This is a genomic window from Pseudomonas sp. D4002 (assembly GCF_013385665.1).
Classification (GTDB): domain Bacteria; phylum Pseudomonadota; class Gammaproteobacteria; order Pseudomonadales; family Pseudomonadaceae; genus Aquipseudomonas.
This window is the reverse complement of sequence record NZ_JACAPN010000058.1, coordinates 1-13667: the sequence shown is the minus strand read 5'-3', so window position 1 is coordinate 13667 and position 13667 is coordinate 1. Positions and strand designations below refer to the sequence as shown.

The window sequence follows — 13667 nt, the reverse complement described above, 5'->3', positions numbered from 1 at the left end:
CCTCGCAGTTAGAAATTGGCTTCCAGGGAAACGGTGACGGTGCGGTCAAGCCCAACGATGTAGGCCGGGTCGCCATCGCGGAAACCGCTGTAGCTCGCCGAGTTGGTCTTGGTGGTGTACACGCCGTCCAGGTACTTCTTGTCGAACAGGTTGTCGACGTTCAGGCGCAGGGTTGCGTCCTTGACGACTTTCTTGTCCACCGGCAGGTAGATACCGGCGCCGAGGTTGAAGATGGTGCGGGCGGAGATGGCTTCGTCGTTGGTCAGGTCGCCATAGAGCTTGCTGGTGAACTTGCCGCCGAAGGTGCCGTAGAAGCGCCCGTCGTCATAGCCGATGTTGGCCGCCAGCATGTTGGTCGGCACGTTGGCGAACTGCTTGCCGCTGGTGGGCAGCACGATCGGCTTGCCGGCGCTGTAGACGGTCAGGTCGTCCTGCTGCTTGGAGCTGGTGTAGGTGTAGGAGGTGTAGTAGTTGAAGTTGTGCGGCAGCTTGCCGCTCCACTCCAGTTCCAGGCCTTTGTTGATGACGGTGCCGGCGTTGATGTCGGCGGAATCACCGTTGCTGTCCAGGGAGGTGAGCTGGCGATTCTTGAACTGCATGTAGAACAGGGTCGCGGCGAGGGTGCTGTCTTCGCCGGTGTAGCGCCAGCCCAGTTCCTGGTTCCAGCTGAGTTCCGGCTTGGAGTCGAGGGAGCCGACGCCTTTGTCGTACAGCACGTAGTTCTGTGGAATACGCATGTTGCGCGACAGGCTGTAGAACAACTGGTCACGCTCGTCGAGCTGGTATTTCAGGCCGGCGTTGGGCAGCAGTTTGTTGTAGGTCTGGCTGGCCTTGCCGGGTTGCTCGGTGAGGCTGCCGTGGTTGGTGCCGTCACGCTCGACGTTCATGTAGGCAATGCCCGCGATCAACGTCCAGTCCGAGTTGATGTACCAGGTGTCCTGGGTCCAGACCTTTTGCGCCGGCGTCACGGTGTAGCGGTCGCGACCCTGTACGGTGTTGCCGTTGGCGTCGACCACGGAGTTGCCGTCGGGCCAGGTATCGCTTGGCTTGCCGTTGTTCTTGAGGGCAATGAACGGTTGGGTCTGGCTTTGGCGGGCGCGTTCATACCAGTAGCCGAATTGCAGGCTGTGGTCGCCCAGGTCCCAGTTCAGCTTGGTGGTGATGCCCGGGCGCCAGGTCTGGGTGCGCGAAGGGCGGTAGTAGACGCCGGTGGTCGCGGAACCGTCGGCGTTGTATTGAGCCTGTGTCGGCAGGTTGCCGAGGTCGAAAACGCCGCCCTTGTTCGAGCCACTGTTCAGCGCATAGGCCGAGGAGCCCACGCCGCTGCCGTTGCCGTAGTAGTAATACGGGATCACCGAGAGGGACAGGTTGTCGCTCAGCTTGTACTGGGTGTTGAGCACGGCGGTAAAGGTCTGGAACGGGTTCTGCGCCAGGTCGTAGTAGCTGCTGACCTTGCCGTTGGAACCCACCGCCGGTGTCGCCGGGTACGGGTCGTACTTGCGGCCGTACTGCTGGAACTGTGCCTTGGTCAACTGGCTGTAACTGTTGTTGTCCTGCTCGTGGTACTTGAGGATCAGGTTGGCGGTATTGCCGTTGCCGGCGTCGAAGAAGCTGTTCCACTCCACCTTGTCCGCACGTACGGCACCCGAGCCGCGCCACATCTGGCCTTCGGTGTGGGAGGCCGACAGCCAGTTGCTCAGGCCGTTGACTTCACCGGTGTTGAGGCGGGCAAAGGTCTTGCGGGTGGCGTTGCTGCCGACCACTTGCTTGACGAAGGCACCGGTTTCTTTGGTGGGGCGAATGGTCACGATGCCGATGTTGCCGCCGCTGGAACCGATGTGCGGGCCGTCGGCTTCCGACGAGCCCTGGGTGACGAAAATCTGGTCGATGTTTTCCGGGTCGCCCAATAGGTTGGAGTACAACGCGTAGTTGCCGGAGTCGTTGATTGGCATGCCGTCCACCGACATACCGACCTGGTCGGAGTTCATGCCGCGCATGGTGAAGCGGAAGCCCGAGAGGCCGGTGTTGTCTTCACTGGAGATGTTCAGGCCCGGGGTGTACTTGAGCTTGTCGATGGCGTTGCCGGTGGCCGTCTGTTTGTCCAACGCTTCCTTGGTGATGGTCGAGCGGCCCTTGGCGCTCTCTTCCTGGACCATGTAACCGCCCCCAGCGGTTGCCTTGCCCTGTACCCCAATAGTCCCGACGTCACTGTCGCTGGTATCTGCCATGACCACTCCATGGGTCATGCTCGTCGCGGCAACGAGTGCCAGATGAATCCGGGTGAACTTCATCACTGTCGTCCTGGTGGTGTGTGCTTATTGCACGCTGTAGTTGAAGGTGGCGGTGAAGCGCTGCTCGTTACGTCCACCGAAGGCTTGTTCGGGGAACGGTTTCACCTGCTTGATACGGCGCAGGCTGTTGGTGGCGGCCCGGTTGAGCAGCATGCTCGGCGCCGGGGTCTGGATCCCGGAGTCGAGGACGCGGCCTTGGCGGTCCACCATTAACCAGACCACCACCTCGCCACTCGGGCGTTCAAGGGACGCCTGGCGCCCGGTGGGGTATTGCTTGTAGGTGTCCAACTCGTTGCGCAAGCCCTTGAGGTAGCCGCCTTCCAGTGCCTGGCCGTCGACTTTCGGCGGCGCCGGTGGCGCAGCGGGTGCTGGCGTGGGAGCGGGAGCGGCTTGCACCGGCTTGGCGGCCACCGGAGCTGGCGCAGGCACAGGCGTTGGCTTGGCGACCACGGGCTTGGGCACCGGTTTTGGCTTGGGCTCAGGCTTTGGCAGTGGTTTGGGGATCGGCTTGGGTGGCGGAGGCGGAGGGGCAGGTTCGGCCTCCTCGTCTTCGATCACCGGCGGCGGTGGCGGCGGTTCTTCCACCACGGGCTCGGGGACCACTTCCGGCTCCGGCTCGACCAGCGCGAGTTCAACCGCCGACTCGTCGTACTGCGGCTGGATCTTCAGGGGTTGGGACTGGATACCCAGTGCAATCAGCACCAGGGCGATCAGGGCCGGGACACTGCCCAGCAGCCGACGCGCACGAAACAAGGCATACATGATCAGGACTTTTTCGTGGCGATGGAGACAGAGGTAAAGCCACCCAGGCGCAGGGTGTCCATCACCTCGACCAGGCGCGACACTTCCACGCCTTTGTCGCTGTTGACGATGATCGTCGACTTGGTGTCTGGCTTCTCGCCGGCCTTGAGTGCAGGCACCAGCGCGTCGACGGTCAGGTCCTTGCCATCGAGCTGCAGCTGACCTTCCAGGCCCAGGGTCAGGATGAATTTATTTTGCGGCTTGAGCTGCTGTGAACTGCTGGCGCTCGGCAGCTGAGTCTTCATGCCCAGGGCCGGAATCACGTTCAAACTCACCAGTACAAAAAACACCAACAGGAACATCATCACGTCGATCATCGGGATCAGTTCGATGTGTGCCTTGCGTTTTTTGGGTTCATCCCAAGTTCTCATTCCGCTACCCCGCAGTTGATTAGGGGCGACACGCTAGCAACCAAAAATGACCGAATGGTTAACTTTAATTTAAGCTTTTAAGGCTCTAGGACGCGTCTTACAGACGACTCGTGGGTCTATTTATCTACGTAATGAAACTGACACGACGCGGGTACATTCTTGGAGAATTTATTTCGCGAGTCCCCCTGCATGAGCATTGCACTGCCGCATTTATCCACCCTGCTGCCAGTGGTAAGAACGCTACACAAGCATTTGTTTTGGTCGGTGCGGGATGCTTGGAAGGAGCGCAGTTGATGAGTGTGAATCACGATCGCCGTCGCGTACTGGGCGGGCTTGCAGTTGCCACGGCGTTTTCGATCCTCAGCCCGTTTGCCCGTAGTGCAGGCATCGACTATCCCTTCACCCTCGGTGTGGCGTCAGGCGATCCATTGCCCGATGGTTTCGTGATCTGGACGCGCCTCGCGCCGCTTTTCAATGCCGCCGACGGTCGGGGTGGCCTGAGCCGCGCGGTGCCGGTGCGCTGGAAGGTGGCCCGCGATGCAGCGATGACGCACGTTGTGCGCCAGGGCGAGTTGATGGCCATCGAGCGTTTCGCCCATTCGGTGCATGTGGAAGTGAGCGGGTTGGAGGCGGGTCGACCTTACTGGTACCAGTTCGAGGGCCTCGGTGCGCAAAGCCCGGTGGGCCAGTCGCGCACAGCGCCGGCGGTGCATGCCATGGCATCGGCGCAGTTGGGTTTTGTCTCCTGCTCCCATTGGGAGCGAGGCTACTTCAGCGCCTATCGGCATTTGGCCGCCGAGCAGCCTGACCTGGTGTTTTTCCTCGGGGATTACATCTATGACAGTTCCTACGCGGCTGATTCCGGCAAGATCATTCGCCCCCACGGCAGCGGCAATGCGTTGAGTCTGGTGGATTACCGCAACCGCTACGCCCTGTACAAGACCGATCCGGATTTGCAGGCACTGCATGCTGCGGCGCCCAGTGTGGTCACCTGGGACGATCACGAAGTGCAAAACGACTATGCCAGCCAGTGGTCCCAGGACCCGAACATCCCGGTGACGAGTTTTCTCAAGCAGCGGGCGGCGGCCTACCAGGCCTTCTACGAGCACATGCCGCTGCGGGCCAGCAGCCTGCCGCGCGGGCCGGACATGCGCCTCTATCGGCGTTTGGACTACGGCCGGCTGGCGCGTTTCCATGTGCTGGATGGGCGTCAGTACCGCTCCGAGCAGCCATGCATCCTGGCCAATGGCAGCCACAAGGGACATGTGGCCGCGAACACCTGTGCTGACCTGCGCGATCCCCGTCGCACCATGCTCGGCTGGGAGCAGGAGGCTTGGCTGGATCAGGGTTTTGCCGAGTCCCGGGCACAATGGAACGTGATCGCCCAGGACCTGTTGGTCGCGCCGCTCACGCAACGTGACCTGACCAACCACAAGCCCGGCCGCTGGACAGATGGCTGGGATGGTTACATGGCCAACCGTGAGCGGATGCTTGCGTCGATGGTGCGCAGAAAGGTGAATAACCCGGTGTTCTGGGGCGGCGATATTCACTCGTTCTGGACGACGGACCTGCACGCTGACGCAGGGAATCCGGATTCGCCCGTGGTCGCGACCGAGTTTGTCGGCACGTCGGTGACGTCTGACGGGCCGCCATTTGATGCGTTCAGTGCGATCCTGCCCCTCAATCCCCATGTGAAGTTTTTCGACAGCCGCCAGCGCGGCTATGTGTCGGTGGCGCTTGAGGAGAGGAATATGCTGACGAACTTCCGGGTGATTTCCGATCCCCGGGATCCGAACGCCAGCGTCTCGACCCTCAAGTCGTTCGTGGTGGAGCCGGGCAGGGCGGGGGCGATTGCGGTTTAGTCAGTTCAGGGTATAGCGCACCGACAATGCTCCCTTTTTCTCGGAGAGGGCCAGGATCGTCACCTGGCCCACGTCCCCCAATGCCTGCACATGCGTGCCGCCGCAGGCATAGGCCGGCAGGTCGCCAAAACCCACTTGCCGCGTACCGTCATCCAGGGCCATATGGCGCGGCAGGTTGGCGGCGATCCATTGGTCGACTTGCCGCTGGATCGCCTCGGCGTCCATGGCCTGGGCCGAGGTGCCGCGAATAAAGGTGATCTTGCCTTCGCCCGGCCAGTGATGAGCCTTGATCGGCATCCAGCCCAGGGTTTCACCGGCATTGCCGATCAGATGCCCGGCCGAGTGCAGGCGCGTGTGCAAGGTGCGGCGGTCTTCATCGACGCGTGCCTGGATCACGCCGGGAGCCACGGGGCGGTCTACGTAATGCACGACATGATCGCCTTCCTGCACCACCTTCAACACCTGGCTTTCCCCGAGCCAGCCGGTGTCGGAGGGCTGGCCGCCACCTTGTGGATGGAAGATTGTGGACTGCAGGATTACCGCAAACTGGTTATCAAAAGGTGTGCATCCCAGCACTTCAAGTTCGGCATTCAGGTGGTCATGGGTAAAAAACAGGCGCTGGGTCATCATTTATATCCGCATCAGGGTTTCTAACCGGCAGTATAAGAAGTGCGCCAATGGGTGATAATCCGTTCAAATCTCAATGGACTTGTGCGTCATGAGCATCAATCTTCCCTTACCGCTGCTGGGCGAAATGGCGATTTTCGTCAAGGTGGTGGAAACCGGCAGCTTCTCCGAGGCTGCGCGCCAACTGGGAGCATCGCCGTCCTCCGTGAGCCGCAGCATCTCACGCCTGGAAAAGGCCCTGGCAACTCGCCTGCTGCAACGCACTACGCGCAAGTTGCGCCTCAGCGAAGGCGGCGAAGAGGTGTTCAAGCGCTGCCAGGAAATGGTCAGTGCTGCGCGGTCGGTGATGGAAATCAGCGGCCAATACACCCATGAAGCCGAAGGGCTGGTGCGGGTCAGCGTGCCCAAGGCGGTAGGGCGTTTTGTGGTGCATCCGCATATGCCGGAGTTTTTGCGGCGTTATCCCAAGGTCGACGTGCAGTTGATCCTGGAGGACCGGCATGTGGACCTGATTGATGACAATGTCGACCTGAGTATCCGCATCACCGACAGCCCGCCGCCGGGGTTGGTGGGGCGCCAGTTGCTGCCGATCGAGCATTTGATCTGCGCCACGCCGCGGTACCTGGCGGAGCACGGTACGCCGCAGCATCCCCATGATTTGCTGGAGCACAGTTGCATCTACCTGGGTGAGACGCCGGGGGATGCGCGCTGGAAGTTTCGCCAGGGCAGCAAGGCGGTGACGGTGGGCGTGCGCGGGCGGTATGCGGCCAATCACACAGGCGTGCGGCTGGATGCGGTATTGCAACATGTGGGGATTGGCAGCTTGCCGTATTTCACGGCGCGGCATGCGCTGGAAGCGGGGGAGGTGGTGCAGGTGCTGCCGGGGTGGGATTTCATTGCGTCGTACCACGGGGATGCGTGGCTACTGCATTCGCCGACGCGGTACCTGCCGCCGAAGTTGCGGGTGTTTATTGATTATCTGGTGGAGTGCATGGCCAAAGAGCCGACGCTGAAGAAACGGTAGGAATACAGTTTAAATGTGGGAGCGGGCTTGCTCGCGAATGCGGTGTATCAGTCACCTAAAATATTGACTGACACACCGCATTCGCGAGCAAGCCCGCTCCCACATTTGATCTGCGTTAGCCCTGAAATCAGTGCTTGGGCTGGTCATTGGACATGGCCAACAACTGCTTTTCCTGGTTCCAGTCGAACGGTTCGTCGTTCTGTTCAGCTTCGAAGCGACGTTCTTCCAGGGCCTGGTACAGGTCCAGCTCGTCGTCGGGCATGAAGTGCAGGCAGTCGCCACCGAAGAACCACAGCAGGTCGCGCGGTACCAGGTGAGCAATTTGCGGGTAGCGCAGGATGACCTGGCTCATCATGTCCTGGCCCAGGTACTGGCTTTCGATCGGGTCGATGGGCAGCAAGGCGCGCAGTTCATCGAAGCGCTCCAGGAACAGGAGGTGGCTTTCCTCGGGAACCTGTTCGGCTTCGCCGACGGCAACCAGGATGCTGCGCAGGTGGTCGAGCAAGACGAGATGATCGGCAACGACGTTGGACACGAGATAAGTCCTCAAGAGCAAAACGGGCGCGAGAGTATATAGCTCGGTGCCTTGCCTCACAAATATGATTCCTTTTGACGAGTGGCTGTTGTTGTCAGGCAAGGCGCCGCGACGAGTCATAGCTTGCTATGGCGAGGAGCGGCAACGCAGCATGACGACAACAGACGCCGTCAAAAGGGATCAGTATTTGTGAGGCAGGGCACTCTACCCGTTTTTATATGACCGCTGGGATCAGCGGACTTTTCCCTCAGCCTGGCTCAGCTCTTCCTTGCTGAAATCATCCACGTCGATCACCTTGCGTCGCGCCGCTTCAGCGTCACGCAGGGTCTGCGCCTCGGCCGGTTGCAGCACGCCGGCATGCAGCGCGGCATCGATGGCGTGTTCGCCCGCGGTCGGTTTGACCTGGCCGCTCTTGAGGCCTTCGTGGAGTTTTTTCTGCAACGGATGGCTGTCGGCCAACAGGTCGTAGGCATGTTGCAGGGCGCCCACCGGATCTTCTGCAGACTGTGGGCGATAGCAGCCCGCCAGCACCGCTTCCAGGGTCGGGTCACCCTTGGCGCGACCGAGCACTGCGGCCACTTCGGCATCCAGCGCATCGGACGGGCCTTTATGACGGCGGCCGAACGGGAACACGATCACCCGCAACAGACAACCCAGCACCTTGCTCGGGAAGTTGGTCAGCAGTTCATCCAGTGCACGCTCGGAGTGGCCAAGGCTCTCTTCCATGGCCCAGGCGAACAGCGGTTCCAGATGGTCTGGCGAATCCAGGTCGTGATAACGCTTGAGTGCAGCCGATGCCAGGTACATGTGGCTCAGCACATCACCAAGACGTGCCGACAGGCGTTCGCGTCGTTTCAACTCGCCGCCCAGCAGCATCATGCTCAGGTCCGCCAGCATCGCAAACGCCGCGGCCTGACGGTTGAGTGCGCGGAAATAGCCCTGGCTCAGGCTGTTGCCCGGAGCCTTTTCGAAGTGACCGAAACCGAGGTTCAACACCAGGGTGCTGGCGGCGTTGCCTACGGCAAAGCCGATGTGCTGCAGCAGCAGGCCGTCGAATTCCTTCAGCGCCTGGTCATGGTCTTCGCGACCGGCCAAGGCCATTTCCTTGAGCACGAACGGATGGCAGCGAATTGCGCCCTGGCCGAAGATCATCAGGTTGCGCGAGAGGATATTCGCGCCTTCCACGGTGATGAAGATCGGCGCGCCTTGCCAGCTGCGGCCCAGGTAGTTGTTGGGGCCCATGATGATGCCCTTGCCGCCGTGCACGTCCATCGCGTGGCTGATGCATTCGCGGCCGCGTTCGGTCAGGTGGTACTTGAGGATCGCCGACAGTACCGAGGGTTTCTCCCCCAGGTCGACCGCGTTGGCGGTGAGCATCCGCGCGCTGTCCATCAGCCACGCGTTGCCGCCGATGCGGGCCAGGGCTTCCTGGATGCCTTCAAAGGCCGCCAGCGGTACGTTGAACTGCTCACGCACCTGGGCGTACTGGCCGGTCACCAGGCTGGTGAACTTGGCCGCGCCCGTTCCGACGGCAGGCAGGGAAATCGAACGGCCTACCGACAGGCAGTTCATCAGCATCATCCAGCCCTTGCCGAGCATTTCCTGGCCACCGATCAGGAATTCCAGCGGAATGAAAACATCCTTGCCGGAGTTGGGGCCGTTCATGAACGCGGCGCCCAGTGGCAGGTGACGGCGGCCAATTTCAACACCCGGGGTGTCGGTGGGGATCAGCGCGAGGCTGATGCCCAGGTCTTCTTTGTCGCCCAGCAGATGATCCGGGTCATGGGCCTTGAAGGCCAGGCCGAGCAACGTCGCTACCGGGCCGAGGGTGATGTAGCGTTTTTCCCAGTTCAGGCGCAGGCCGAGGGTTTCCTTGCCTTCCCATTCGCCTTTGCAGATCACCCCGGTGTCGGGCATGGAGCCGGCATCGGAACCGGCCAGTGGGCCGGTCAGGGCAAAGCACGGGATATCGTCGCCACGGGCCAGGCGTGGCAGGTAATGGTTGCGTTGTTCATCGGTGCCGTAGTGCAGCAGCAATTCGGCCGGGCCCAGGGAGTTGGGGACCATGACCGTGGAGGCGAGGTCGCCGCTGCGGGTCGCCAGCTTCATCGCGACCTGGGAGTGGGCATAGGCGGAGAAGCCTTTGCCGCCGAACTCCTTGGGGATGATCAGGGCAAAAAAGCCATGCTGCTTGATGTGTTCCCAGGCGGCGGGGGGCAGGTCCATGGCCTGGCCGATTTCCCAGTCGGTGACCATGGCGCACAGTTCTTCGGTAGGGCCGTCGATGAAGGCTTGTTCTTCTTCAGTCAGTTGCGCCTTGGGATAGGCCAGCAGCTTGTCCCAGTCGGGGCGGCCGCTGAACAGCTCGCCGTCCCACCACACGGTGCCGGCGTCGATGGCGTCGCGCTCGGTCTCGGACATCGGCGGCAGGACTTTCTGGAACCAGTTGAACAGCGGCGCGGTGAAGTACTTGCGGCGCAGGTCCGGCAGCAGCAGCGGGGCGGCTACCACGGCGATCAGTACCCAGAAGATCAGCAGCAACCAGCCTGGTGCGTGGCTGAAGGCGCCCATCGCCAACAGGTAGACGGCGACCACGCCGATGGCGGGCAGGGGCGCGATGCGCCGGTGCGCCAGGTAGGCAATGCCCACCACCAGAACCAGTATCCACAACAACAGCATATTCAATCCTCCGTGAAACCAGGTGCGAAATCACCTCAGAGCTTAGTCGGCATCCGAACAAGCGGGGTGACGAGGGTGTTACGTGGTGTGCCGGCAATGATTAGCACCAGGCGCCGACATTTGGCCGAATCGTCGTTATCCCAGGTGCATGCCTGTGGTTAGACTCAGGGCTTGCTCTCTGAGATTAACCTCATGAATGCGTACTTGAATCCCGGCCGCTTCATCGATAGTGACCACCCTGCGGTGGTGGAGTTCGCCGAAAAACATCGCGGTTCGAGTGCCGCACTTCGTGACCAGGCAGTCAGTCTTTACTACGCTGTGCGCGAGGCGGTGCGCTATAACCCCTATACCTTCAGTCGCGACCCGCAAACCCTCAGCGCGAGCTTCGCACTGGCGGCCGGCGAGAGTTATTGCGTGCCCAAGGCGACGCTATTGGCGGCGTGCGCAAGGCACTGCGGGATTCCGGCGCGCATCGGCCTGGCCGACGTGCGTAACCACCTCTCGACGCCCCGTTTGATCGAGCTGCTCAGAAGTGACGTATTTGCCATGCATGGCTACACCGAACTGTATCTGGATGGCCGTTGGGTCAAGGCCACGCCGGCGTTCAATCAGCAACTGTGCGAACTGTTCGATGTGCCGCCGCTGGATTTCGATGGCGTTCATGACAGTGTTTTCCACGCCTTCAACCGCAAGGGCCAGCGCTCCATGGAGTACGTGGTTGACCATGGGCAATTTGCCGAGGTGCCCGAGGAATTCTTCTTCGCCCACATCCAGAAATGTTACCCGCACCTGTTTGGCGAGCAGATGCCGATCCTGCTGGGGGACATGCAGAGTGATTTAAGCCGAACGTGATCCGGCGTATGCTGCCCCGGCATTCATCCAACCATCTTTTTCAAAATCGGGGCGGTCATGCTGAAAATCTGGGGTCGTAAAAATTCGTCAAATGTCAGGAAAGCACTGTGGTGCGCCGAGGAGCTCGGCCTGGACTATGAGGCAATTGATGCGGGCGGGGCTTTTGGTGTGGTCGACACGCCGCAATACCGCGCGCTGAACCCCAATGGCCGGGTGCCGATGATTGAAGATGGCGACTTTGTGCTGTGGGAATCCAACACCATCGTGCGCTACCTGGCCGCCAAACATGCGCCGGATTCGAACTGGTACCCCAGCGAGCTGCAAGCCCGGGCCAACGCTGAAAAGTGGATGGACTGGACCACCTCGACCCTGGCCGAACCGTTCAAGACCGTGTTCTGGGGCGTGCTGCGAACCCCGGCTGAAAAACAGAACTGGGACACCATCAACGCCGGTCGCCAGGCCTGCATCGATGTTTTGCAGACGGTGGATCAGGCCTTGGCCACGCAACCTTACCTGTCCGGCAGCGAGATCGGCATGGGCGATATTCCCTTGGGCAGCTTCATTTATGCCTGGTTCGAAATGCCCATCGAACGCCCGTCGATGCCTAACCTGGAAGCCTGGTACCAGCGGCTGCGCCAGCGTCCGGCCTATCAGAAATCGGTCATGACCGCGTTGACCTGATACCGACTATTAATACGGGTTACTGTACTTGTGCGGCGCGGACAAGCACCATGCTTGTCACGCGCAGCCGTTGTATTCCGTGCGGTCTGCCCTCATGTAACAATTCTATTCCTCTTCTTTGGTGCGTAATCCGATATGAGTTCCGCTCTGTCCATCCGGCAGCTAACCAAAACCTACGGCAACGGTTTCCAGGCCCTGAGTGGTATCGATCTGGACGTCGCCGAAGGTGATTTCTTCGCCTTGCTCGGCCCCAATGGCGCCGGCAAATCCACCACCATCGGGATTCTCTCGACCCTGGTCAACAAGACCACCGGTACGGTGAACATCTTTGGCAACGACCTGGACAAATCCCCGGCGGCGCTCAAGCGCAGCATCGGCGTGGTGCCCCAGGAGTTCAACTTCAACCAGTTTGAAAAGACCTTCGACATCGTCGTGACCCAGGCCGGTTACTACGGCATCCCGCCGAAGATCGCCAAGGAACGCGCCGAGCAATACCTCACGCAACTGGGCTTGTGGGACAAGCGCGACGTGCCTTCGCGTTCCCTGTCCGGGGGCATGAAGCGCCGCTTGATGATCGCTCGCGCCCTGGTTCACGAACCGCGCCTGCTGATCCTCGACGAGCCGACGGCGGGCGTGGACATTGAGCTGCGTCGTTCGATGTGGACGTTTCTCACCGAGCTGAACCAGAAAGGCATCACCATCATCCTCACCACGCACTACCTGGAAGAGGCTGAGCAGCTGTGCCGCAACATCGGCATCATCGACCACGGCACCATTGTCGAAAACACCAGCATGCGTAACTTGCTGAGCCAGTTGCACGTCGAGACCTTCCTGCTCGACCTGAAAAACGACATGACGGTTGCGCCCCAGTTGATCGGCTACCCGAATCGCCTGGTGGACAGCCGCACCCTGGAAGTCCAGGTGGACAAAGCCGTGGGCATCACCGCGCTGTTTGGCCAACTGGCTACCCAGAACATCGAGGTGCTGAGCCTGCGTAACAAAACCAATCGCCTTGAGGAGTTGTTTGTGTCCCTGGTGGAGAAAAATCTGGCGAAGGTGGCGGTATGAGTTCGGAACTGCAACCCAACCTTGTCGCGCTGCAGACCATCGTTTATCGCGAAGTGAAGCGCTTTACCCGGATCTGGCCGCAGACCTTGCTGCCGCCGGCGATCACCATGGTTTTGTACTTCGTGATCTTCGGTAACCTGATTGGTCGGCAGATTGGTGATATGGGTGGATTCACCTATATGGAGTACATCGTGCCAGGGTTGATCATGATGTCGGTGATTACCAACTCCTACGGCAACGTGGTGTCGAGCTTTTTTGGCAGCAAGTTCCAGCGGTCCATCGAGGAATTGATGGTGTCGCCGGTGTCGCCTCATACGATTTTGATCGGCTACACCCTGGGCGGTGTGCTGCGCGGGTTGATGGTTGGGGTGATTGTGACGTTGCTGTCGCTGTTCTTTACCCATTTGCAGGTGCATCACCTCGGGATCACCCTGTTGGTGGTGGTGCTGACGGCGACTATCTTTTCGTTGCTGGGGTTCATCAATGCGGTGTTTGCGCGCAACTTTGATGATATTTCGATTATTCCGACGTTTGTTCTTACGCCGCTGACGTATCTGGGTGGGGTGTTTTATTCGATCACCTTGCTGCCGCCGTTCTGGCAGACGGTGTCGTTGGCTAACCCGGTGTTGCATATGGTTAACGCGTTTCGCTATGGGATCCTGGGCGTTTCGGACATCAAGATCAGTGTGGCGATCACCTTTATGCTGGTGGCGACTGTGGTGCTGTATGTGGGGTGTGCGCGGTTGCTGGTGAGTGGGCGCGGGATGCGCACCTAAGCGTTGAGATGTAATGAGAAACGGCCTCCAGATGAGGCCGTTTTTTTTGGCGATTGGTTTGAGTACATATCCGTTTCTTCGGTAACGGCCACCTATGGTT

At 60.4% G+C, this 13667-nt stretch carries 12 protein-coding genes; 6 read left to right on the top strand and 6 right to left on the bottom strand.

Annotated elements, in window-relative coordinates; all coding sequences use genetic code 11:
• Nucleotides 1-8: 8 nt before the first annotated feature.
• From HX824_RS30655 to HX824_RS30645, 3 genes are read right to left on the bottom strand one after another with little or no spacing between them, the layout of a single operon-like run.
• Entirely contained in the window at nt 9-2291 is a 2283-nt protein-coding gene (locus HX824_RS30655) for a TonB-dependent receptor (protein WP_003217205.1), read from the bottom strand.
• Nucleotides 2292-2315: 24 nt separating this feature from the next.
• On the bottom strand, nt 2316-3053 hold the full coding sequence (locus tag HX824_RS30650) for an energy transducer TonB (RefSeq protein WP_003217207.1): 738 nt from the start codon (nt 3051-3053) through the stop codon (nt 2316-2318).
• A 2-nt stretch (nt 3054-3055) separates the two neighbouring features.
• Complete coding sequence (locus HX824_RS30645; RefSeq protein ID WP_003217209.1) at nt 3056-3463, bottom strand: biopolymer transporter ExbD; 408 nt, start codon at nt 3461-3463, stop codon at nt 3056-3058.
• Between the two features lie 293 nt (nt 3464-3756).
• Here HX824_RS30645 and HX824_RS30640 point away from each other — a divergent pair, with 293 nt between their 5' ends.
• Nucleotides 3757-5325: an alkaline phosphatase gene (locus tag HX824_RS30640; RefSeq protein ID WP_177055934.1), complete on the top strand. Its 1569-nt coding sequence runs from the start codon at nt 3757-3759 to the stop codon at nt 5323-5325.
• On the opposite strand, the gene HX824_RS30635 is transcribed toward HX824_RS30640, so the two are convergent.
• Nucleotides 5326-5952, bottom strand: coding sequence for an alanyl-tRNA editing protein (locus HX824_RS30635; RefSeq protein WP_177021208.1), 627 nt, complete (start codon nt 5950-5952; stop codon nt 5326-5328). It lies immediately after the preceding gene.
• A gap of 91 nt (nt 5953-6043) precedes the next feature.
• Here HX824_RS30635 and HX824_RS30630 point away from each other — a divergent pair, with 91 nt between their 5' ends.
• Nucleotides 6044-6976, top strand: a complete 933-nt coding sequence (locus tag HX824_RS30630) for a LysR family transcriptional regulator (RefSeq protein WP_003217218.1) — start codon at nt 6044-6046, stop codon at nt 6974-6976.
• Between the two features lie 127 nt (nt 6977-7103).
• Here the strand turns inward: HX824_RS30630 and HX824_RS30625 are convergent, their stop codons facing one another.
• Together HX824_RS30625 and HX824_RS30620 are read right to left on the bottom strand one after the other, a co-directional pair.
• Nucleotides 7104-7511, bottom strand: coding sequence for a PA2817 family protein (locus tag HX824_RS30625; RefSeq protein ID WP_003217220.1), 408 nt, complete (start codon nt 7509-7511; stop codon nt 7104-7106).
• 231 nt (nt 7512-7742) lie between these two features.
• On the bottom strand, nt 7743-10190 hold the full coding sequence (locus tag HX824_RS30620) for an acyl-CoA dehydrogenase (RefSeq protein WP_008431294.1): 2448 nt from the start codon (nt 10188-10190) through the stop codon (nt 7743-7745).
• 192 nt (nt 10191-10382) lie between these two features.
• Here HX824_RS30620 and HX824_RS30615 point away from each other — a divergent pair, with 192 nt between their 5' ends.
• The 4 genes from HX824_RS30615 to HX824_RS30600 all read left to right on the top strand — a co-directional run bounded on the left by HX824_RS30615 (nt 10383) and on the right by HX824_RS30600 (nt 13567).
• Nucleotides 10383-11042 carry a transglutaminase family protein gene (locus tag HX824_RS30615; RefSeq protein ID WP_003217224.1) on the top strand — a complete coding sequence of 220 codons (660 nt, stop codon included), beginning with the start codon at nt 10383-10385 and terminating at the stop codon, nt 11040-11042.
• A gap of 57 nt (nt 11043-11099) precedes the next feature.
• On the top strand, nt 11100-11723 hold the full coding sequence (locus tag HX824_RS30610; protein WP_003217226.1) for a glutathione S-transferase family protein: 624 nt from the start codon (nt 11100-11102) through the stop codon (nt 11721-11723).
• 135 nt (nt 11724-11858) lie between these two features.
• Entirely contained in the window at nt 11859-12791 is a 933-nt protein-coding gene (locus HX824_RS30605) for an ABC transporter ATP-binding protein (protein ID WP_177055932.1), read from the top strand.
• Nucleotides 12788-13567, top strand: coding sequence for an ABC transporter permease (locus tag HX824_RS30600; RefSeq protein WP_003217229.1), 780 nt, complete (start codon nt 12788-12790; stop codon nt 13565-13567). The genes HX824_RS30605 and HX824_RS30600 overlap by 4 nt, the downstream gene beginning before the upstream one ends.
• Nucleotides 13568-13667 lie beyond the last annotated feature (100 nt).

Excerpts from the sequence above, each read along its gene's own strand:
- HX824_RS30655 (WP_003217205.1), bottom strand. The coding sequence starts at position 2,291 with ATGAAGTTCACCCGGATTCATCTGGCACTCGTTGCCGCGACGAGCATG.
- HX824_RS30650 (WP_003217207.1), bottom strand. The coding sequence starts at position 3,053 with ATGTATGCCTTGTTTCGTGCGCGTCGGCTGCTGGGCAGTGTCCCGGCC.
- HX824_RS30645 (WP_003217209.1), bottom strand. The coding sequence starts at position 3,463 with ATGAGAACTTGGGATGAACCCAAAAAACGCAAGGCACACATCGAACTG.
- HX824_RS30640 (WP_177055934.1), top strand. The coding sequence starts at position 3,757 with ATGAGTGTGAATCACGATCGCCGTCGCGTACTGGGCGGGCTTGCAGTT.
- HX824_RS30635 (WP_177021208.1), bottom strand. The coding sequence starts at position 5,952 with ATGACCCAGCGCCTGTTTTTTACCCATGACCACCTGAATGCCGAACTT.
- HX824_RS30630 (WP_003217218.1), top strand. The coding sequence starts at position 6,044 with ATGAGCATCAATCTTCCCTTACCGCTGCTGGGCGAAATGGCGATTTTC.
- HX824_RS30620 (WP_008431294.1), bottom strand. The coding sequence starts at position 10,190 with ATGCTGTTGTTGTGGATACTGGTTCTGGTGGTGGGCATTGCCTACCTG.
- HX824_RS30615 (WP_003217224.1), top strand. The coding sequence starts at position 10,383 with ATGAATGCGTACTTGAATCCCGGCCGCTTCATCGATAGTGACCACCCT.
- HX824_RS30610 (WP_003217226.1), top strand. The coding sequence starts at position 11,100 with ATGCTGAAAATCTGGGGTCGTAAAAATTCGTCAAATGTCAGGAAAGCA.
- HX824_RS30605 (WP_177055932.1), top strand. The coding sequence starts at position 11,859 with ATGAGTTCCGCTCTGTCCATCCGGCAGCTAACCAAAACCTACGGCAAC.
- HX824_RS30600 (WP_003217229.1), top strand. The coding sequence starts at position 12,788 with ATGAGTTCGGAACTGCAACCCAACCTTGTCGCGCTGCAGACCATCGTT.